Source organism: Actinoplanes sp. NBRC 101535 (assembly GCF_030269225.1).
Classification (GTDB): domain Bacteria; phylum Actinomycetota; class Actinomycetes; order Mycobacteriales; family Micromonosporaceae; genus Actinoplanes; species Actinoplanes rectilineatus.
Genome location: NZ_BSSY01000010.1, coordinates 1 through 19,609, shown reverse-complemented (window position 1 = coordinate 19,609; position 19,609 = coordinate 1). Strand labels below are relative to the sequence as shown.

General features: G+C 70.6%; 24 protein-coding genes. 14 read left to right on the top strand and 10 right to left on the bottom strand.

Going from position 1 to position 19,609, the window contains the following annotated elements:
• Nucleotides 1-24 precede the first annotated feature (24 nt).
• The 4 genes from QSK32_RS26220 to pheA all read left to right on the top strand — a co-directional run bounded on the left by QSK32_RS26220 (nucleotide 25) and on the right by pheA (nucleotide 2,536).
• The gene (locus tag QSK32_RS26220; protein ID WP_045744674.1) at nucleotides 25-486 is read left to right on the top strand and encodes a PAS domain-containing protein; all 462 of its coding nucleotides are present in this window, start codon (nucleotides 25-27) and stop codon (nucleotides 484-486) included.
• An 82-nt stretch (nucleotides 487-568) separates the two neighbouring features.
• On the top strand, nucleotides 569-955 hold the full coding sequence (locus QSK32_RS26215; RefSeq protein ID WP_045744675.1) for an ACT domain-containing protein: 387 nt from the start codon (nucleotides 569-571) through the stop codon (nucleotides 953-955).
• 24 nt (nucleotides 956-979) lie between these two features.
• Entirely contained in the window at nucleotides 980-1,576 is a 597-nt protein-coding gene (locus QSK32_RS26210) for a hypothetical protein (RefSeq protein WP_052720800.1), read from the top strand.
• Between the two features lie 30 nt (nucleotides 1,577-1,606).
• Nucleotides 1,607-2,536 (top strand): prephenate dehydratase, encoded by a 930-nt coding sequence (gene pheA / locus QSK32_RS26205; protein WP_045744676.1) that lies wholly within the window; start codon nucleotides 1,607-1,609, stop codon nucleotides 2,534-2,536.
• Nucleotides 2,537-2,539: 3 nt separating this feature from the next.
• Here pheA and QSK32_RS26200 read toward each other — a convergent pair whose 3' ends face one another.
• The 3 genes from QSK32_RS26200 to QSK32_RS26190 are packed head-to-tail and all read right to left on the bottom strand — an operon-like array spanning nucleotide 2,540 to nucleotide 4,150.
• Nucleotides 2,540-3,277, bottom strand: a complete 738-nt coding sequence (locus QSK32_RS26200) for an AIM24 family protein (protein ID WP_045744677.1) — start codon at nucleotides 3,275-3,277, stop codon at nucleotides 2,540-2,542.
• Between the two features lie 30 nt (nucleotides 3,278-3,307).
• A complete protein-coding gene (locus QSK32_RS26195) occupies nucleotides 3,308-3,670 on the bottom strand; it encodes a metallopeptidase family protein (protein ID WP_211275444.1) in 363 nt (120 codons plus the stop codon).
• A gap of 51 nt (nucleotides 3,671-3,721) precedes the next feature.
• Nucleotides 3,722-4,150, bottom strand: coding sequence for an OsmC family protein (locus QSK32_RS26190; protein WP_045744678.1), 429 nt, complete (start codon nucleotides 4,148-4,150; stop codon nucleotides 3,722-3,724).
• A gap of 44 nt (nucleotides 4,151-4,194) precedes the next feature.
• Between QSK32_RS26190 and QSK32_RS26185 the strand changes: the two genes are divergently transcribed.
• The 4 genes from QSK32_RS26185 to QSK32_RS26170 all read left to right on the top strand — a co-directional run bounded on the left by QSK32_RS26185 (nucleotide 4,195) and on the right by QSK32_RS26170 (nucleotide 7,933).
• Nucleotides 4,195-4,911: a hypothetical protein gene (locus QSK32_RS26185; RefSeq protein WP_052720801.1), complete on the top strand. Its 717-nt coding sequence runs from the start codon at nucleotides 4,195-4,197 to the stop codon at nucleotides 4,909-4,911.
• 55 nt (nucleotides 4,912-4,966) lie between these two features.
• A complete protein-coding gene (gene serS, locus QSK32_RS26180; protein WP_285473420.1) occupies nucleotides 4,967-6,220 on the top strand; it encodes a serine--tRNA ligase in 1,254 nt (417 codons plus the stop codon).
• 106 nt (nucleotides 6,221-6,326) lie between these two features.
• Complete coding sequence (locus QSK32_RS26175; RefSeq protein WP_045744680.1) at nucleotides 6,327-7,139, top strand: HAD family hydrolase; 813 nt, start codon at nucleotides 6,327-6,329, stop codon at nucleotides 7,137-7,139.
• A complete protein-coding gene (locus tag QSK32_RS26170) occupies nucleotides 7,139-7,933 on the top strand; it encodes a Cof-type HAD-IIB family hydrolase (protein WP_045744681.1) in 795 nt (264 codons plus the stop codon). Before QSK32_RS26175 ends, QSK32_RS26170 begins: the two co-directional genes overlap by 1 nt.
• 52 nt (nucleotides 7,934-7,985) lie before the next feature.
• On the opposite strand, the gene QSK32_RS26165 is transcribed toward QSK32_RS26170, so the two are convergent.
• Both QSK32_RS26165 and ddaH read right to left on the bottom strand, forming a co-directional pair.
• Nucleotides 7,986-8,543 carry a bacterial proteasome activator family protein gene (locus QSK32_RS26165; RefSeq protein WP_157411220.1) on the bottom strand — a complete coding sequence of 186 codons (558 nt, stop codon included), beginning with the start codon at nucleotides 8,541-8,543 and terminating at the stop codon, nucleotides 7,986-7,988.
• A 25-nt stretch (nucleotides 8,544-8,568) separates the two neighbouring features.
• Nucleotides 8,569-9,399 (bottom strand): dimethylargininase, encoded by an 831-nt coding sequence (gene ddaH / locus QSK32_RS26160; RefSeq protein WP_083449271.1) that lies wholly within the window; start codon nucleotides 9,397-9,399, stop codon nucleotides 8,569-8,571.
• Nucleotides 9,400-9,467: 68 nt separating this feature from the next.
• Between ddaH and QSK32_RS26155 the strand changes: the two genes are divergently transcribed.
• Complete coding sequence (locus QSK32_RS26155) at nucleotides 9,468-9,920, top strand: Lrp/AsnC family transcriptional regulator (protein ID WP_045744684.1); 453 nt, start codon at nucleotides 9,468-9,470, stop codon at nucleotides 9,918-9,920.
• On the opposite strand, the gene QSK32_RS26150 is transcribed toward QSK32_RS26155, so the two are convergent.
• Genes QSK32_RS26150 through mobA form a run of 3 tightly spaced genes read right to left on the bottom strand, consistent with a single transcriptional unit; the run spans nucleotide 9,917 to nucleotide 11,891 of the window.
• Nucleotides 9,917-11,008 (bottom strand): T3SS (YopN, CesT) and YbjN peptide-binding chaperone 1, encoded by a 1,092-nt coding sequence (locus tag QSK32_RS26150; protein WP_045744685.1) that lies wholly within the window; start codon nucleotides 11,006-11,008, stop codon nucleotides 9,917-9,919. The genes QSK32_RS26155 and QSK32_RS26150 overlap by 4 nt on opposite strands.
• A 47-nt stretch (nucleotides 11,009-11,055) precedes the next feature.
• Entirely contained in the window at nucleotides 11,056-11,295 is a 240-nt protein-coding gene (locus QSK32_RS26145; RefSeq protein WP_045744710.1) for a DUF6457 domain-containing protein, read from the bottom strand.
• A complete protein-coding gene (mobA, locus tag QSK32_RS26140) occupies nucleotides 11,292-11,891 on the bottom strand; it encodes a molybdenum cofactor guanylyltransferase (RefSeq protein ID WP_281179085.1) in 600 nt (199 codons plus the stop codon). Before mobA ends, QSK32_RS26145 begins: the two co-directional genes overlap by 4 nt.
• Before the next feature lie 92 nt (nucleotides 11,892-11,983).
• Between mobA and fdhD the strand changes: the two genes are divergently transcribed.
• A complete protein-coding gene (fdhD, locus tag QSK32_RS26135; RefSeq protein ID WP_285473419.1) occupies nucleotides 11,984-12,811 on the top strand; it encodes a formate dehydrogenase accessory sulfurtransferase FdhD in 828 nt (275 codons plus the stop codon).
• 59 nt (nucleotides 12,812-12,870) lie between these two features.
• A complete protein-coding gene (locus QSK32_RS26130; protein ID WP_285473418.1) occupies nucleotides 12,871-14,505 on the top strand; it encodes an alkaline phosphatase D family protein in 1,635 nt (544 codons plus the stop codon).
• Here the strand turns inward: QSK32_RS26130 and QSK32_RS26125 are convergent.
• Together QSK32_RS26125 and QSK32_RS26120 are read right to left on the bottom strand one after the other, a co-directional pair.
• Nucleotides 14,484-15,518, bottom strand: a complete 1,035-nt coding sequence (locus QSK32_RS26125; RefSeq protein ID WP_045744688.1) for a DUF4192 domain-containing protein — start codon at nucleotides 15,516-15,518, stop codon at nucleotides 14,484-14,486. The two genes, QSK32_RS26130 and QSK32_RS26125, sit on opposite strands and share 22 nt — an antisense overlap.
• A gap of 81 nt (nucleotides 15,519-15,599) precedes the next feature.
• Nucleotides 15,600-16,103: a GNAT family N-acetyltransferase gene (locus tag QSK32_RS26120; protein ID WP_045744689.1), complete on the bottom strand. Its 504-nt coding sequence runs from the start codon at nucleotides 16,101-16,103 to the stop codon at nucleotides 15,600-15,602.
• Nucleotides 16,104-16,159: 56 nt separating this feature from the next.
• Here QSK32_RS26120 and QSK32_RS26115 point away from each other — a divergent pair, with 56 nt between their 5' ends.
• The 3 genes from QSK32_RS26115 (at nucleotide 16,160) to QSK32_RS26105 (ending at nucleotide 18,493) form a co-directional block, all read left to right on the top strand.
• Nucleotides 16,160-17,098: a fructosamine kinase family protein gene (locus QSK32_RS26115; protein WP_285473417.1), complete on the top strand. Its 939-nt coding sequence runs from the start codon at nucleotides 16,160-16,162 to the stop codon at nucleotides 17,096-17,098.
• 132 nt (nucleotides 17,099-17,230) lie between these two features.
• Nucleotides 17,231-18,247: a GTP 3',8-cyclase MoaA gene (moaA, locus tag QSK32_RS26110; RefSeq protein ID WP_045744712.1), complete on the top strand. Its 1,017-nt coding sequence runs from the start codon at nucleotides 17,231-17,233 to the stop codon at nucleotides 18,245-18,247.
• Between the two features lie 3 nt (nucleotides 18,248-18,250).
• Nucleotides 18,251-18,493, top strand: a complete 243-nt coding sequence (locus QSK32_RS26105) for a MoaD/ThiS family protein (protein ID WP_285473416.1) — start codon at nucleotides 18,251-18,253, stop codon at nucleotides 18,491-18,493.
• Nucleotides 18,494-19,609: the final 1,116 nt, after the last annotated feature.

The following is a 19,609-nucleotide window of genomic DNA, read 5'->3' as shown; positions in this document are numbered from 1 at the left end:
CGCGAAGGAAACGAGGAGGAGCGGGTGGCGCATGTTGAGCTCTCCCTCTCGGGAGCGTTCGTCCCCCAGGCGCGGACACCAGCCGAGGCCGAGTTCGTCAGCAGTGTCGAGCGATGGGCCTCGACGGTGGCGAGCGCCGTCGAGCCGTGCCTGGTCGTCGACCTCAGCGGCCTGATCATCGCCGTCTCACCGTCGTGCAGCGAGCTGCTCGGGCTGGGCAAGCCGGTCGAGGCGCTCGGTCAGCGGCTGGCCTCCGCACTGCGGCTGATCGACTTCACCGCGGGCGCCGGCCGGCTGGAGACCGCCGAGGCCGACAACATCCCGCCGCTGCAGGCGCTGCGCACCGAACGGCTGGCCCGTGGGCTGATGCGCGCGGTGATCGGCGTGGAGGAGACCCCGGTCACGGTCGACGCGGTCGCGACACCGCTGTTCTCGGGTGACCGAGTGGCCGGATCTTTGACGTTCCTGTCCCCGGTGCGGTTCTAAGTCCGGTTTGTCTACGACGTTGTGTCGTTCGACGCAGGCGGTGGGGATTGGGTGTTACCGACTCGCAACGTAGTCTGCCCTCATGCTCGATCTAGACCTGTTACCAGATGAGTACTCGGTGTGCCGATTGCCCGTCGGCTCCACCCTGCCCGACTCGCTGACCGCAGGTCCGGACGACAAGACGGTCGTCTCGGTGACGTGGGGCCTCGACGAGCTCTCGGTGATCTGCCCGAGCAACCGGGCCCCGGCCGGTGCCGAGACCGACACCGCCTGGCGATGTCTGCGCGTGGCCGGGCTGGACCTGGCCATGACCGGCGTGCTCGCCTCGCTGGTGGGCCCGCTCGCGGAGGCCCGGGTCAACATCGTGACCTTCTCGACCTTCGACACCGATTACCTGCTGGTGCCCACGGTCCGGCTGACCGAGGCGGTCAACACCCTGACCCGGGCCGGTCACCGTATCGCCAGCTGATCGACGGACTTCTACCATGGGCGCGTGTCCCCCCGCACGCGCCGCATCCCCCTGACCGTCGGCGTCCTGCTGCTGAGCGCGGCCTGCGGCGCCCCGCCGGAACCGCTGCCCACCGCACCGTCGCTGCCGCACGGCAGTGGTGCGCCGGTGGCGGTCCCGTCGATCGTCATCCCGCCGCCGGCCACGGTCCCGACTGCCGCTCTCCCCACGGTCGCGCCCACGTACACGACGTACACGCCCTACCCGACCTACCCGACCTACACCGTTGTTCCGACGCCGACCACCACGGCGCCGCTGAGCAAGTCGCCGACACCGACACCGGCCCACGCCGCCGCGTGCACCGGCCAGCCGACCGGCGCGGAGATCCTGGCACTGATCGCCGACGACCCGGGCGTGCCGGACAGGGAACTGGAAGTCGCCGAAGGACCGTTCTGCTCCGGTGACTGGTCCTTCACCACCGTGCGGATCGCCGGCTCGGCCACCTCGGTGGAGCCGCTGATGGTCGCCACCACCGGCAAGGGCACCACGCTCGCCCTGGTCGCCGCCGGCACCGACGTCTGCAACCCGCGGATGCAGGCCGAGGCGCCGTCCGGCATCCGCGTCCTGGCGTGTGGTTTCTAGATCCGTTCCGGGCGGTCATAGACTTTCGGGATGTCGACGCGCTTCACGTACCTCGGCCCCGAGGGCACCTTCACCGAGGCCGCCCTGCGCACCATCCCCGCCGCCGAGCGGGGTCGGCGCGTCCCGGCGCGGAGCGTGCCCGAGGCGCTCGAGGCGGTCCGCTCCGGCGACGCCGACGCGGCCCTGGTCCCGTTGGAGAACTCGGTGGGCGGCGCGGTCCCGGTCACCCTGGACGAGCTGATCACCGGCAGCCCTCTGATGATCACGCAGGAGGTGCTGCTGCCGGTCGAGTTCGTGTTGGGCGCCCGGCAGCCGACCCCGCTCGGTGGCATCCGGTCCATCGCGGCGCACCCGCAGGCCTCCGCTCAATGCCGGCACTGGCTGCGGGCGAACGTGCCGGACGCCGTCGTGGTCGACGTGCTGTCGAACGCGGCCGCCGCGGTCAGCGCCGCCACCGGGGAACACGACGCCGCCCTGTGCGCGCCGATCGGCGTCCCCCGCAACAACCTGACCGTGCTGGCCGAGAAGGTCGCCGACCACGCCGAGGCGGTCACCCGGTTCGCCCTGCTCACCCGCCCCGGCGCCCCGGCCGCACCGACCGGCGACGACGTGACCTCGCTGGCCGTGTCGATCCGGCACGACCAGGTCGGCGCGCTGCTGGCGGTGCTGACCGAACTGGCGGTCCGCGGCATCAACCTGTCCCGGATCGAGTCCCGGCCGACCGGGGAGCAACTCGGGACGTACGTGTTCTTCCTCGACTGCACCGGGCACGTGGCCGAACCCCGGCTCGGCGAGGCGCTGCAGGGGCTGCGGCGGATCTGCGCCGACGTCCGGTTCCTCGGCAGTTACCCGAAGCACCGCCTGCAGCCGGAGGCACCGGTCGCGCCCCCGGCGAACCTCGCCGACGCCGACTTCGCCGCCTCCGCCACCTGGCTGGCCGCGATCAGGTCCGGCACCTAGGGCCTAGTCGTCGAAGAGGTTCTCCAGGATGCCGCCGGATCCGCCGGAGCTCCCCTTCTGGGTACCGGCGAGACCACCGGGCGGTTCCTCGGAGGGCTGCACGATGACGAAGCCCTGACCGGCGAAGCTCATCGTGAAACGCTCACCCGTGGTGCGCCCGAGCAGCGTGCCCAGACCGAACTGCTCGGCCTTGTGATAACCGGTCTGCAGGCTCGCCGACCAGGCGATGGCCGCCTGCGGGTCGACATAGGTCGGCTGGTCCACGTTGAGCACCACCGGCGTTCCCTTGGTCGTCACCGCGATCCGGCCGTGGCCGCTGAAGACGCAGTTGAACAGGCCCGCGTTGGACATCATGCCGACGCCGCCGACCACCTTGATGTCGTAGTTCAGCGTGCTGTCGAAGGCGAGCACGTTCGCGCCGTTGATGGAGAGCGCGTCACCGGGCTCGAGGTCGATCAGGTGGATGTCGGCGGCGTTGTCGGCGAAGAAGACGTCGCCCTGCCCCTTCACCCGCATCAGAGGGACACCCTCGCCGGTCAGTTTCTGCTTGAGGAACTTGCCGAGGCCGCCGGAGCCGAGCGCCTCGAACTGGACCTGACCCTGATAGGCCACCATCGAGCCGGTCCGGGCGAGCACCTCGCCGTTCAACTCGGCCTTCAGCAGCTTCGCGTTCTGCAGACGGAGACCGGGCTGGGCCGACTCCTTCTCGAGGTTCTCCGGGGAGAAGAGTTCGCTGCGCATGAGTCCAGGTTAGGACGGGGACACAACGCGTCAGCCCCATCCGAGGTGGTGCAGCTGCTCGTCGTCGATGCCGAAGTGGTGGGCGATCTCGTGCACCACGGTGACGGTGACCTCCTCCACCACGTCGTCCTCGGTGTCGCAGACCTTCAGCGTGGGGAGCCGGTAGATGGTGATCCGGTCGGGCAGGAAACCGGCGTAGTCCCAGCCCCGCTCGGTGAGCGCCACACCCTCGTAGAGCCCGAGCAGATCGTCGGTGCCGTCCGCGGGCCGGTCCTCGACCAGGAACACCACGTTGTTCATCAGCGACATCAGCTCGGTGGGAACCTCGTCGAGGGCCTCACCGACGAGTTCCTCGAAGCGTTCGCGACTCATCTCGACCGGCACGCCGACCATTGTGCCCGGGAACGCCGGCGCGACCAGCGCGCCGGCGTCACGGAACCGGACTCAGGCGAGCTTGGCGACCAGGCTGATCTGGGCGCCCGGGCTGAGCAGGCGGGAGATCGGGCAGTTCTCCTTGGCGCTCTCGGCCAGCTTCTGGAAGGTGGCCTCGTCGATGCCGGGCACGTCGCCGACCGTCTCCAGCTCGATCCGGGTCACCCCGAAACCGCCGTCGGTCTTGTCCATGTGCACCTTGGCGGTGGTCTCCACCGAGGTGGGCGTGTGACCCTCGTCGGCGAGACCCTTCGAGAAGGCCATCGAGAAGCAGCCGGCGTGCGCGGCGGCGATGAGCTCCTCCGGGTTCGTCCCCTCGCCCTCCTCGAAGCGGGACTTGAACGAGTAGTTCCCCTGGAGGCCGCCCTTGCCGGTCTTGACAGTTCCGGAACCCTCGGTGAGGTTCCCTTCCCAGCGAGCAGAAGCAGAACGAATAGGCATAACCAGAACGCTAACCCATTTCCGGCTCGGCCATGATGGATCGCATGTCCGAAGAGGTAGTCAACTTCGGCTCACCGGACCCGGAGTCCGGCGAGCCCCGCGGTCGCAGTGTCTCGAACCGGGTCACCACGTTCCTGCACGGACTGCGGGCGGACCGGCGGCTCCCGGTGCTCACCGCCGGGCTGGGCGCGGTGGCGCTCTTCGCGTCACTGGTCTCCGAGTGGCAGGTCACCACCGTCGAGGGCATCTCGTACAGCGACGAGGACCTGGCCGACCGGCAGATACTACCCGCCGACCTGATCGACCTGGGCGGGATCGCCGCGGGCTACCTGGGCGGGCTGTTCCTGCTGGTGATCGCGGTGGTGCTGACCCTGTTCGGGCCGCCGGCCGGCCGGCGGTACGCGAAACTCACCGGCCTGGCCACCGGCGGACTGCTGACCGCCCTGCTGATGGCCCTGGTTCAGCTGCTCGGCAGTGAGACCCGGCTGGTGTCGCGGTACTTCACCATGCAGCTGGACACCACCCAGACGGCGGTCGCGTACGGGCGCGGCCTCTGGTGTGCCCTGGCCGGGGTGGCCGCCGCGATGATCGCCCTCGGGATCGGCGACCGCACCGACGCGGAGGAGGAGGCGCCGCTGTGGTCCCGAGACGACGAGGACGAGGACGAACCCGAGGTGGACGAGCCCCTCGACCTGACGATCACGTCGTCGACGCCGTTCGCCGCATACCCCGATCAGCCCGGCCAACCGCACCGATCGTGACACCGGGGCATATCCGGGTGTCGACCGGACCGGGCCGCCGGTAGGCTCGGCAACCGTGATTGACCTGCGTCTGCTTCGCGAAGATCCCGAACTGGTCCGCGCCAGCCAGCGACTGCGTGGCGAGTCCACCGAGCTGGTGGACACGCTGCTGCGCGCCGATGAGGAGCGCCGTTCCGCCACCCAACGGTTCGAGGCGGTCCGGTCGGAGCAGAAGTCCCTGGGCAAAGAGGTCGCCAAGGCCAAGGGCGACGAGCGTGCCGCGCTGCTCACGCGTACCAAGGAACTCGCCGTTGAGGTGAAGGCCGCCGAGGCGGCCGCCGGCGAGGCGGAGCAGACGCTGCGCGCCGCGCACATGGCGGTGCCGAACATCGTGCAGGGCGCCCCTCCCGGCGGTGAGGACGACTTCATCGTGCTGCGCGAGGTCGGCGACCGGCCGGAGATCGCGGCGCCGAAGGACCACCTGGAGATCGGTGAGGCGCTGCGCGCGATCGACACCGAGCGTGGGGCGAAGGTGTCCGGCTCGCGGTTCTACTTCCTGACCGGCGTCGGCGCGCTGCTGCAGCTCGGCATGCTGCAGCTGGCGATCCAGCAGGCGGTGGAGCACGGCTTCATCCCGTCGATCACGCCGACCCTGGTCCGGCCGGAGTCGATGGAGGGCACGGGTTATCTCGGTGCCCACGCCAGCGAGGTCTACCGGCTGGAGGCCGACGACCTCTATCTGGTCGGCACGTCGGAGGTGGCGCTCGCCGCGTTCCACTCCAACGAGATCATCGATCTGGACGGTCCGCGGCGCTACGCCGGCTGGTCGTCGTGCTACCGGCGGGAGGCCGGCTCGCACGGCAAGGACGTGCGCGGCATCCTGCGGGTCCACCAGTTCGACAAGGTGGAGATGTTCTCCTACTGCCGTCCCGAGGACGCCGAGGCCGAGCACCTGCGCCTGCTCGCGATGGAGGAGGAGATGCTGGCCAAGGTCGAGATCCCGTACCGGGTGATCGACGTGGCGGCCGGCGACCTCGGCACCAGCGCGGTGCGCAAGTTCGACTGCGAGGCGTGGGTGCCGTCGCAGCAGCGGTACCGCGAGGTCACCTCGACGTCGAACACCACCACGTTCCAGGCCCGGCGGCTCAACATCCGGTACCGCGACGAGGACGGCAAGCCGCAGACCGTGGCGACGCTGAACGGGACGCTGGCCACCACCCGCTGGCTGATCCCGATCCTGGAGAACCACCAGCAGCCGGACGGTTCGGTGCGGGTTCCCAAGGCTCTGCAGCCGTTCCTGGGCCGCGAGATCCTGGAGCCCGTCAAGTAATGATCTGTAAACCGGGCGGCTACCAATTGTCATAGCAGCTGGTCGCCGCCCGGGTGTACCGTTCTCCTTCCGCCCTCCGCGGGGGTTCATGACCCCGGAGGTGGAAATGCGTAAGCCCGGTCTTCCGAAACTGATCGCCACCGACCTCGACGGCACGCTCGTACGCAGCGATGACACCGTCTCCGCGTATACGCATGAGGTCCTCGACCGGGTTCGCGCCGCCGGCATCCGGATCGTCGCCGCCACCGGCCGCGGCCCCCGCCTGACATCGCTGGTGCGCACCGACATCCGGGTCGCCGACTATCTCGTGCTGGCGCAGGGCGGCTGGGTGCTCGATCAGTCCGAGGACCGTTACCTGCGGCAGGCCCGGATCTCCGGCGAGGCCCTCGGGCAGGCGCTCGGCACCATCGAGTCGGTGGTCGGTCCCCTCTCGGTGATGTTCGAGGCGCTGCACCACGACGAGTCGCCGCTCTGGGGCGACTACGACCCGACCTGGCGTTACCCGGTCCGGGTGGAGGCCCGCACCCGTCCCGAGTGCCTCACCGGCGACGTGATCAAGGCGTTCGCCCGGTCGTTCCAGATCGGTGTGGACGATCTGCTGGCGGTGGCCCGCCGGGTGGTGCCGCCGGAACTGGCGACGGTGACCCAGGCCGGACTGGACTACGTGGAGATCTGCCCGCCGGCCTGCGACAAGGGCACGGGCCTGTCGGTGGTCGCCGAGGCGGTCGGCGTCGATCCGGCCGACGTGCTGGTCTTCGGTGACATGCCCAACGATCTGCCGATGTTCGCCTGGGCCGGCTGGGGCCGGGTGGCGGTCGCCAACGCCCATCCGGAGCTGCTGGCGGTCGCCGACGAGGTGACGCTCACCAATGACGAGGACGGCGTGGCGGTGTTTCTGGACCGGCTATTGTCGAGGTGATGGCACCTTTCCGGCTCGTCGCCACCGACATCGACGGCACCCTCATCACCTCCGAGCGCGTGATCTCCCCCGCCACCATCGACGTCCTCAGCCGGGTTCCGGTTCCGGTCGTCCTGGTCACCGGCCGGCCGGTCCGCTGGCTCGCCCAGCTCAACGACCAGTTGCCCACACCGCTGCCGGCGGTCTGCGCCAACGGAGCGGTGATCTACGATCCGGCCGCCGACCAGGTGCTGCGCGCCCACACCATCGGCGTCGACCTGCTGCTCGAGGTGACCAAGCAGCTCCGTGACGTGGTGCCGGACGTGTCGCTGGCCGTCGAGGTCGAGGACGGCCGGGCCTTCCGGCACGAAGAGACCTGGCAGATCCGGTGGGAGCACGACCGGCGGATCCGGGTGATCGCCTCCCCGGAGGAGCTGACCTCCGAACCGGCGGTGAAACTGCTGGCCCGCTCGGCGACCGCGGACCCGGACGACTTCCTGGAACTGGTCAGTCGCACGCTCGGCGACCGCGTCGAGGCGACCCGGTCGTCCTCGTCGGCGCTGGTGGAGATCTCGGCGGCCGGGGTGACCAAGGCGGCCGGGCTGGCCTGGTTCTGCGAGCAGCGCGGCATCACCGCCGACGAGGTGGTGGCGTTCGGCGACATGCCCAACGACATCCCGCTGCTGGCCTGGGCCGGCCGGGGAGTGGCGATGGGCAACGCGCACCCGGCGTTGCGGGCGGTGGCCGACGACGTGACCGTCACCAACGACGACGACGGCGTGGCCACCTATCTGAGCCGCCTCTTCGCGCTCTGACCCCTTTTCGGGTACGCCGGAGAGCCTTTCACGCGTACCCGGAGAAGAGGTTCTAGAGGTATTGCCCGGAGGGCCCGTGCGCCTCGCCGGCCTTGCCCGGCAGGATGCTCCCCATCGGTAGCGCCGGACGGCCGGTGCCGCCGCCACGCATCTGCTCGAGCTGCAGGCGGGCGGCCATCTGCTGGGCCACCAGTGCCGCCTGGATGCCGTGGAAGAGGCCCTCCAGCCAGCCCACGAGCTGTGCCTGGGCGATCCGCAGCTCGGACTCGCTCGGCGGGGTCTCGCCCTCGAACGGCAGCGTGATCCGCTCCAGCTCCTCACGCAGCTCGGGGGCCAGACCGTCCTCGAGCTCCTTGATCGACCGCTGGTGGATCTCCCGCAGGCGGCCCCGGCTGGCCTCGTCGAGCGGCGCGGCCCGAACCTCCTCGAGCAGCTGCTTGATCATGCTGCCGATGCGCATGACCTTCGCCGGCTGCTCGATCAGGTTGCCGGGCTCCTCCGGGGTGAGCATGCCGTCCTCCCCGACGGTGCCCATCGGACGGCCGTCCGGGCCCACGACGATGACCGTGCCATCGTCCTTGTGCTCAGTGGTTCGGGTGTCGTCGGTCATGCGATCCATCTTTGCGCAACGGGTCTCAGGGGCGTAGTTCGGCCACCGCGCACTTGACGCTACCGCCACCACGCTTGAGCTCGGAGAGGTCCACAGATATCGGGTTGTACCCGGCAGCTCGCACCTTATCCCTCATCGCGGCTGCCTCGGTGTTGAGGATCACATTGAGGCCGTCACTGACCAGGTTGAGGCCGAACGCCTCCGCGTCGCCGCGGTCGGCCAGGACCGCATCCGGGAAGAGTTGCGCCAGCACCCGCTGGGACGCCGGGGAGAACGCGCCGGGGTAGTACGTGACGTGCCGGTCGTCGAGCGCCGCCAGCGCGGTGTCCAGGTGGTAGAACGCCGGGTCGATCAGTCTCAGCGAGACCACCGGGCGGCCGAGCACCTCCTGCGCCTCGGCGTGCGCGGCCGGATCGGTCCGGAAGCCGTACCCGGCCAGTACGATCCCGCCATAGGCGCCCGGGAGGTACGCGAAGTCGCCCTCACCCTCGTTGACGTGCTCCGGAGCAACGAATCGCCACGACGGCACGGTCCGGTAGAACGCCTGATGCGCGGCGGCCTCGTCGGCCCGTTGCGGGTGCCGGAACCGGGCGCCGTAGACCGTGCCGTCCACCGAGAAGGCGCCGTTCGCCGAGTACACCATGTCGGGCAGGCCGGGCCGCGCGTCGAGCACGTGCACGGCGTGACCGAGTTCGGTCAGGGTGTCCTTGAGCATCGACCACTGTTTCAGGGCGAGCGCCGGGTCGACCGGAACCGAGGTGTCCATCCACGGGTTGATCGCATACTCGACCGTGAAATGCTCCGGCGGACACATGAGGTATGTCCTGTTTCGCGGCAAGCGCTCCGTGTAGCTCATGAGGTTAAAGGGTAGGTAGGCTCCGTTGCAGCAAACAGCTCGAAGTCTTGCTCCCCGGAGGGGATTCGTTGCAGATCGACGCCGTTGACCAGCGAATCATTGCGTTGCTCGTCGCCGACGCCCGCTCTTCGTACGCCGACATCGGCGCGAAGGTCTCCCTGTCCGCCCCGGCGGTGAAACGACGCGTCGACCGGCTCCGATCCTCCGGCGTCATCAAGGGATTCACCGCCGTCATCGAACCGGCCGCGGTGGGCTGGACCACGGAGGCGTTCGTCGAGCTGTTCTGCACCGGGCGGACCACACCGGCGCAGATCGCGGTGGCCGCCCGGCGGCACCCGGAGGTGATCGGCGCCTACACGGTCTCCGGTCAGGCGGACGCGCTCGTGCACCTGCGGGCGGCCGACATCGGCCACCTCGAGCAGGCGTTGGAGAAGCTGCGGGCGGAGCCGTTCGTGACGTCCACCCGCAGCATGGTGGTGCTGTCGCGCCTCCAGGAGACGCCGACCACGATCCCGATCTAGAGGTACATGCCCGGCCGGTGCTCGTCGCTCGACGGAGCCTCCTTGGCCGGAGTCGGCTTGTCGCCCTCACCGAAGAACCGCTTGCCGCCGAACTCGCCGTGCAGCCGATCGTCGAGTTCGTCGGCGAGACCGGTCATCACCTGCACCGCGAGCATCAGGTGGATCGCCTGGAAATTGCGGCCGAACACCGGGATCGACGCCCAGACCGTGTCCTGCGCGCAGTACAGCCGGCCGATCGGCATCCGGTTGGTCAGCTCGGACAGCTTCACATAGAGCTGCTCGGTCGGCTCGACGTCGGTCAGGATCGGTGAGAAGACGTCGACCAGCGGCGGGTTGTCCCGCACCCGGACGAAGACCATCGCCGAACCGGCCCGGATGCCGATGTCGCCGTCCGCATCCACCTGGAGCTGATCCACGGTCGTCTTGGACATGGTGGCGACCACCGTGCGGACCCGGTCGTCGAGCGGGACGACATCGCCGGTGACACCCTCGAGCGCGGCGTCCAGGGCCGCCTCGTCGTCGAGGTCCTCGAGGCTGATGCCGGCACTGATGCTCGGCTCGTGCCGGGCGGTGCCCAGCGGAGCGGTCTCGATCGGCTCGTCCTCCTCGTCGTGCACCAGATAGACGAGGAAAGCCGGGTGCGGAGCGCCGTAGACGTCCCGCAACGTGCGGGTGACCACGGTGGCCAGCTGGCTCGCCTTGTCCTGGGAACCACGCACCCCGAAGGAATCGCCGGAGTCGGCCAGCACACCGGGCGGGGACCAGCCGAGCGCGACCATCGCGGCGACCGCCGCACGGTCCATCCGGAACTCGGCCGGGAGCGCCGCGTTGCCGACCGCGAGTGCCTCGACGACACCGTCCGCCAGCACCCGGATGCTCACCGAGTAGATCGCGGTGCCGGTGCCGGAGGCAGTCGGGTCGAGGGTGATGTCGACGTGCCCACCCGACGGCAGCTCCGGGAGCAGGCCGGACAGTGCGGTGGCGAACTCGCGCCAGGCCTGCGTCACCTTCTCCCGCAGGTCAGCCGTGGTCGGTTCGTCTAGCAGGCCGCCCTCATAGGCGTCGCCCGTGGCGCCTTCTGCCGTCATGATCGCACCTCCGTTCCCGTCACCCTATCGAGCGGCGCCGCGAATTTTCACCGGGTGCGATCGGGCCATCTCAACGCCAGCTCGCTGATCGTGGCAGCGGCCGCCGCCGGGTCCGCGCCGCGTCCCACGGCCACACCGATGAGGTACGCCGTGACCGGAGCCCCCGGCCGCAGAACGTTGTGGGCCACATCACGGGCCATGTCGAGCAGCTCGGTCGTCGGCACCTCGTCGGGTCGCACCCCGAGCGCCGCGCCCGCCTCGGCCACCCAGGCGTCCAGGTCACTCAACGCGCCCACTCCTCAGCGGTCCGCAGGTCGTCGTCGGTGTCGCAGTCGAACCAGGGCGGTGGCCCCGGTCGCCGCCAGGACACCTCGGCGACCCGCAGGTGGGAGAGCAACTCGCGCATCGAGGCGCCGTGCAGGCTGCCGCGGTCGTGCGCCAGCCGGACCAGGGCCTCACGCAGCGGTTTCGTCCGCCACACGCCGCACAGCATCTGCAGGTGTCCGTCAGCGTCACGGTAGACCGCACCGGTCATCGGCGCCGACTCCATCGTGAGACGCAGCACGTCGATCGCCTCGCCGGTCAGCAGCGGCAGGTCGGCCGCGAGCAGCGCGGTGAACGCGATGGTCTCGGGCACCAGGGCGAGGCCTGCCGCGGCCGCCGCCACCGGGCCGCCGCCGGGCGGCTCCTCCCGCGTGACGTGCACCGGAACAGGCAGGTCATCGGGCACCCGGCCGACGACGACGCGTGGATCAGCATCGTGCACGGCGGCCAGGACCCGGGTCAGCATCGGCTGGCCGGCAACAGCCAGGTTCGGCTTGTCGGCACCACCCATGCGCCGAGCCGCACCACCGGCCAGCACCACCGCCGCGAATCCCCCCACCCGAGTACCGTATCCCGCCCGGCTGTCGAGCGTGACCGCGCGCTCAGTAAGACGTGCTCGCCGTCTCCGTATCCGCGCCGTAAGCTCCGCCCATGGGGAGGAAGACGACACGCCGGTCCGTGGTCACCGTCGATCTGAGCGCGTCGCCGGGGTCCCGCCGCCGGCAGGACGAACTCGCCGCCGAGGAGCCGCTGGAGATCCGGGTCGGCAAGAAGCCGCTCGCGGTCACCATGCGCACCCCGGGCGACGACATCGATCTGGCCATGGGGTTCCTGCTCGGCGAGGGCGTGATCGGCAAGTCCGGTGACATCGTGACCGCCCAGCTCTGCGCCGGTACGGACACGCCGAACACGTACAACGTGGTGGACATCGTCCTCGACCCGCACGTGCCGCCGCCGGTGACCGACCTGAGCCGCAACTTCTACACCACCAGCGCCTGCGGGGTCTGCGGCAAGGCCAGCATCGACGCGGTCCGCACCAAGTCGCTGTTCGACGTCACGCCCGACCCGATGCGGGTCGCCGCGCAGACCCTGGTCGAGCTGCCCGGCAAGCTGCGGGCGGCACAGCGCACCTTCGACCGCACCGGCGGGCTGCACGCGGCCGGCCTGTTCACCGCCGAGGGCGAGCTGCTGGTGCTGCGCGAGGACGTGGGACGGCACAACGCGGTCGACAAGGTCCTCGGCTGGGCGCTGAAGGAGGGCCGGCTGCCGCTGGCCGGGCACGTCCTGCTGGTCTCCGGGCGGGCCAGCTTCGAGTTGACGCAGAAGGCGTGGATGGCCGGGGTCCCGCTGCTCGCAGCCGTTTCGGCGCCGAGCACTCTCGCGGTGGAACTCGCCGACGAGGCGGGGATGACACTTGTCGGGTTCCTCCGCGAGCCGCGCATGAACATCTACGCTGGGGCGCAACGCGTCACGTTCTGACCACATCGCATTTCCGCTACGGCATATTTGCCGTCATCCATGGCCGCGAGGCTGCGAACATGTCTGTCTCGCGTCGTACCCTGCTGCTGAGCTCCGCCGCCGGAGCCGCCGTCGTCTGGCCGTCGGGCGCCTTCGCGGCGCCCCACCGCGGGCCCTTACGCACCGACCCGTTCACCCTCGGCGTCGCATCCGGCGACCCGGCACCGGACGGATTCGTGCTCTGGACCCGGCTCGCCGTCACCCCGCTCGCCGAGGACGGACTCGGCGGCATGCCCGCCCGTGACGTCACGGTGCACTGGGAACTCGCCGCCGACGAACGGTTCCGCAAAGTGATCCGCAAAGGCACGGCCACCGCCCGGGCGAGCCGGGCCCACAGCGTGCACGTGGAGTTGGACGGGCTCTCGGCGGGACGGGAGTACTTCTACCGGTTCCGGGCCGAGGGCTACACCTCCCCGGCCGGCCGGACCCGCACCGCACCGGCCCGCTCGGCATCCGGCGGGCCGCTGGCGATGGCATTCGTCTCCTGCTCCCAGTACGAACACGGGTACTTCACCGCGTACCGGCGGCTGGCCGAGGACGAACCGGACCTGATCCTGCACCTGGGCGACTACCAGTACGAGTACGCGCCGGACACGTACACCGTCCCCGGCGGCAACCCGCGCGACCACGAAGGGCCGGAGACCGTCACGCTGGCGAACTACCGCCAGCGGCACGCCCAGTACAAGGCCGACCCGGACCTGCAGGCGGCACACGCGGTCGCCCCGTGGGCGGTGGTCTTCGACGACCACGAGGTGGACAACAACTGGGCCGGCGAGGTGCCGGAACAGCCCGACCCGGATTTCCGTACCCGCCGGGCCGCCGCGTTCCAGGCGTACTACGAGAACATGCCGCTGCGCCGCACCTCCATCCCGCGGGGCATCGACATGCAGTTGTACCGCCGGCTGCACTGGGGCAGGCTGGCCACCTTCCACATGCTCGACACCCGGCAGTTCCGCGACGACCAGGGCTGCGGCGACGGATACCGGGACTGCCCGGCGGCGTCCGACCCGGCCCGCAGCATCACCGGCCCCGAGCAGGAGAAGTGGCTGCTCGACGGGTTCCGCCGGTCGACCGCCCGCTGGGACGTCCTCGGCCAGCAGGTCTTCTTCGGGCAGCGGGACAACAACGCCGGGCCGCAGAAGGTGCTCAGCATGGACTCCTGGGACGGCTATCAGGGCTCCCGGGACCGGATCACCCGCGGCTGGGTGGACGCCGGGGTCCGCAACCCGGTGGTGCTCACCGGCGACGTGCACGCCCACTGGGCCGACGACCTCAAGCTTGACTACGACGACCCGACGTCACGGACGGTCGGCACCGAACTGGTCTGCTCGTCGATCACCTCCGGGGGCGACGGCGCCGACGTGGCGAGCGGCAACCACAGCTGGTCGGCATGGAACCCGCACCTGCGGTTCTACAACAACCAGCGCGGGTACGTCCGGACACGGATCACCGGTGACGCGCTGACCGCGGACTTCGTGGTCCTGCCGTACGTGACCACCCCGGGTGCGGCGGCGCACACCCGGGCCACCTTCGTGATCGAGGACCGGGTGCCCGGCCTGACCCGGGTCGCCGACAACCCGACCCCGTCGGCGACGCTGCGGTCGGCGGCGGAGCAGGGCGCGGAGACCGTCCGTCAGGAGACCGACCGCCCCTGACCGGTTCGTCTCCGGCGCGGCCGCCGCGGCCGGGCACGGACCTCGGTGGAGATCAGCATGCGGGGCGGCACCGCGAACCCGAGCAGTTCGTGCAGCATCGACGCCAGGCGGTGGTCCGGATTCTCGGCGAGCCCGCGGTCCAGCGCGACCCGGGCCAGCGCGCCGTGGCCGGACCGCCAGGCGGCGTACGCCAGCAGGCAGGCCGGGCCGGGCACGTAGACCGGCTCGACCCGGCGCAACACGTCGGTCCAGAGCCGGATCCGCCAGTCCTCACCGTCGCACCGGTCCAGCGCGAAATCCTCGGTCCGGACGTCGACGAGCAGCATGCCCAGCCAGGCGGTCTCGTCCGGGTCGAGCGTGCCGCCGTCCCGGTAGCGCCGCTCGGCCGCCCGGATCGCGTCCCGGCCGGCCTGCCGGATCATCCGCCCGTGCCGTCCGGCCCCGAGGTCCGCGGCGGCCAGGTCGGTGAGCCGCTGCCGGGCCCGGTCGGTGGCCGCGACCATCGCCACCCGGACCGGACCGTCCAGCCGGGACACCTGCGCCACCAGGTCACGCCGGCTGGGCAGGGCCACACTCCCGCGGTAGGTGGCCTCGGCGGCGATCACACTGTCGGCGGGCAGGCACGGTGTGCCCTCCGGCGGGCAGCAGCGCGGCTCCCGGCAGACGTAGGACCACCACCGCCCGCCGGTCACCCGGATCGCGTCCTCCACGAACAGGCCGGCAGACCGCAGTGCCTCGCCGAGGACCGCGATCGCCGTGGTGATCCGGTCAGCCGGCCCGTAACCGATCAAGATCACTGTCTGCGACCCCTGCACCGCGACGGCCTCGACGAACTCCGCCGTGCGGGTCGTGGCCGCCGGCGCGGTCAGGTCGTAACAGGCACCGAAATCGAGGTTGAGGCCGGTCACCCCGACCACGACCATGGCGTCAGCGGGGTGATAACCCAGCAGGAACGGCAGGGCGGCGACGAGGTCGGACGGGGTGCGGAGCGCCAGCGCGCGTTCGGTTCTCATGCGGGCAGCGTCGCCGCGGGACCGTGCACGGCGAGTGCCGAATCTCCGGCCTGTGGACGACACGCTCGTCGTCCACAGCGGTCACGAACGGAACGGCAGCTCGTGGAGTTGCAGGCTGTCCTCGCGCCGGGCGTTGCTGTGCCGGTCCAGGTCCATGGTCAGCTCGATCGACGACACCACGTCGTATCCGGCGGCGTGCAGACTGCGGATCGCCTCGACGTTGCGCGACTCGGGGGAGATCGTCAGGGCGGTCATGTTCCGCCGCTTGGCCTCCCCGGCGACGTGCTGCAGCAGCAGACGCCCGACACCCTTGTGCCGGTGCGTGACGGTGACGACCACCGGGTCGACCTCACCGGCCCGCCCCCGGATGATCAGCCCGACCATGCCGACCACGCCGTCGTCCGCGTGGTCCGCGACCCAGAGACCGGAGAGGTCCAGCCTCGTCAGGTACTCCTCGAAACCGGCGCCACCGTCGTCGTCGCCCCCGCCGTACATCTCGTGGTGCTGCCGGGTGAGTTCCGCCCACAGACGCCGGCCCGCGGAGTGGTCACTCGGGCGGTAAGAACGCACAGCGACAGGGGCCATGCGGACATTTTGCCTCTGAATAGGGACTTCCGTCACCCGAAGAGCAAGATAACCACGTGGACATGGCGTACCTGCGCGCGCATCCCCAGCACCTACCGACATTTCTCACCCATCAACGGATCCGGGAGACCCCGGTGGGCCGGTCGGTGCGCCGTCTGACGCTCGACGACGGCACGTCGCTGTTCGCCAAGACCCTGCCCGCCTCCTTCGCCGCCTCCTCTGTCGCTGCTCCCTCTGTCGCTGCTCCCTCTGTCGCTGCTTCCTCTGTCGCTGCTTATTTCGCCGCCGAGGCTGCAGGCCTCGATTGGCTGCGGTCAGCGGACGCGGTGCCGATCCCCGAAGTGATCGCCGCCCTCCCGGATCTCCTCGTCACCACCTGGATCGAATCGGGAACGCCGACCCCGAAGGCGGCCGAGGACTTCGGACGCGGCCTGGCGGCACTGCACCGCTCGGGCGCCGACACCCTCGGCGCCGCCTGGCCGGGATACATCGGCCCGCTCCCGCTCGACAACACCCCCTCCGAGGGCCCGTGGGGCACCTGGTTCGGCAACCGCCGCCTGCTTCCCTACCTGCGCATCTCAGCGGACCGCGGTGCTCTCCCGGCCGGTGACGTCACGCTGATCGAGCAGATGATCAACACCCTTGTGGGGTACGCGCAAAGCACCGTGCCCGCCCGCATCCACGGCGACCTGTGGCCGGGCAACCTGATGTGGGGTGCCGACGGCCGGTGCTGGCTGGTCGATCCCGCCGCGCAGGGCGGCCACCGGGAGACCGACCTGGCGACACTGGCGATGTTCGGCGGCGTCCCGCATCAGGACCGGATCCTGGCCGCCTACCGGGAGGCGTGGCCGCTCGACGACGGATGGGCGGATCGGGTCGCTCTGCACCAGCTGCATCTGCTCCTGGTGCACACCGCGGCGTTCGGCGCCGGGTACCGCGATCAGGTCCGTGCCGCGGCGGAGAAGGCCGGCCGGTTTCTGGCAGGGCTGCGGTGAGTTTCCGCATCGATGTCGTCCCCGCCGGGCTCGTCGCTGTCCACAGGCCGAAAAATGCGTGTCGGCACCGCGGCATGGGAGAGGATAGATTCGATCGGTGAGTGTTTCGAGGAGATCAGCCGAACCGGCCCGGTGGCGTCCGTGACTGTGCTCGCCGACCGCTTCGGCCGCATCGCCACCGATCTCCGCGTCTCCCTGACGGATCGGTGCAATCTCCGCTGCACCTATTGCATGCCGGCCGAGGGTCTGGCCTGGATGCCGCAGCCACAGCAGCTCACCGACGACGAGGTCAACCGCCTGGTCCGGATCGCGGTGGAGCAGCTGGGCGTCACCGAGGTCCGCTTCACCGGCGGCGAGCCGCTGATCCGTCGCGGCCTGGTCGGCATCGTCGCCGCCGCGGCCCGGCTCGACCCACGCCCGCAGCTGTCGGTCACCACCAACGGCATCGGCCTGGACAGGGTCGCCGGCGCGCTCAAGGAAGCCGGACTCAACCGGGTCAACGTCTCCCTGGACACCCTCGACCCGGCCCGCTTCCACACCCTGACCCGCCGCGACCGGCACGCCGACGTGCTCGCCGGCCTGCGCGCCGCCGCCGACGCCGGCCTGACCCCGGTCAAAATCAACACGGTGCTGATGCGCGGGGTCAACGACGACGAGGCCGCCGCCCTGCTGCAGTTCGCGCTCGACCACGGCTACCAACTGCGCTTCATCGAGCAGATGCCCCTCGACGCCCAGCATCAGTGGACCCGGGCCGAGATGGTCACGGCCGACGAGATCCTGGCCGCCCTCAAGCCGTTCGACCTCCGTCCCGACAATGTTTCACGTGGAACAGCACCGGCCGAAACCTGGCTGATCCCCCACCACGTCGACGCCGCCGGCGAACCAGCCCGCGTCGGCGTGATCGCCAGCGTCACCCGCCCGTTCTGCGGCGACTGCGACCGCACCCGCCTGACCGCCGACGGCCAGATCCGCAACTGCCTCTTCGCCACCGACGAGAGCGACCTGCGCAAACTCCTCCGCGACGGCGCCCCCGACAACGAGATAGCCGACGCGTGGCAGGTAGCCATGCGAGGCAAACGAGCCGGCCACGGCATCGACGACCCCACCTTCTTGCAGCCCGCCCGCCCCATGTCCGCCATCGGAGGCTGACCGATGCCGACCGTCCGCTACTTCGCCGGGGCCCGGGCCGCCGCCGACGGCATCTCCAGCGAACTCGTCGACGCCCCCACCCTGGACGCCTTGACCCAGCTGCTGTCCGACCGCCACGGCGAACGCCTGGCCCTGGTCCTGAAGGCAGCCAGCTTCCTGGTCGACGGCCTCGCCTGCCACGACCGAACCACCCCCCTCCCCGCCGAGGCCACCGTCGACGTGCTCCCTCCCTTCGCCGGAGGCTGACCCACACCCCGCTCCACCCACCCGCCAGCCCCGCCACCAACACCGCCCGTCGCTCCGCCCGGCCGCCTCGTCCACCGAATCCCGCACACAGCCGCCGGACGATGCGGGCAATAACGGCAACGTGCCGGGGTGCTGGCCTGCCGGGGTGCTGGACGCTGCAAACGATGAGCAACGTGCCGGGTGCCGGGTGCCGGGTGCCGGGTGCCGGGTGCCGGGTGCCGGGTGCCGGGTGCCGGGTGCCGGGTGCCGGGTGCCGGGTGCCGGGTGCCGGGTGCCGGGTGCCGGGTGCCGGGTGCCGGGGATGTTCCTGCCACCGATCGCGGGCATCAAACTGGTCAGCCGGTCCATCACTCACCAGCCCGCTCCAGTAGTCGTACCTAATCGCGCAGTTGTCGTTGCCAGCCCCCGTTCCGGCCAGCCCTCACGATGGCGGTGCACCCCACCGCACTTCGGAGTACGCCCGCACCCGGCAACTGAGTGGGTGCTCCCACCATCGCACCGCTACCTGCACTCGCACCCGCACCCGCACCCGCACCCGCACCCGCACCCGCAACGAATTTGGGCGCGCTTACCGCTCCACGCTCGATCGCAGGAAACCCCGCCCACGACATTAGGTGCTTTCACCACCCCGGTTCGGGGCACAACCACACCCAGCCAATGCGTTGGGTCCGCTCACCACCCCGATCCGGACCACTGCCGCACCCGAACTACAACGTTGGGTGCGGTTATCGCCCCACCCCGCCTCGCCCAGCCCCACCCCACCCCGCCTCGCCCAGCCCCACCCCGCCTCGCCCAGCCTCAGAGCCGGGCCCGCACCCTTCGGCATAGGCGACCGGGCTCTCCCCGAACAGAGAGTGGGTCCAAGCAGTGGCGGCAGGCGCACCCGATCACGGGTTTGGGGGTGATTACCGGTCGACTTTGGGCGGTCAGTGCACCCGATCAACAGAACGGGTGCGCTTACTTGTCTGGCTGCCGGCTGCCGGCTGCCGGCTGCCCGCTGCCCGCTGCCCGCTGCCCGCTGCCCGCTGCCCGCTGCCCGCTGCCCGCTGCCCGCTGCCCGCTGCCCGCTGCCCGCTGCCCGCTGCCCGCTGCCCGCTGCCCGCTGCCCGCTGCCCG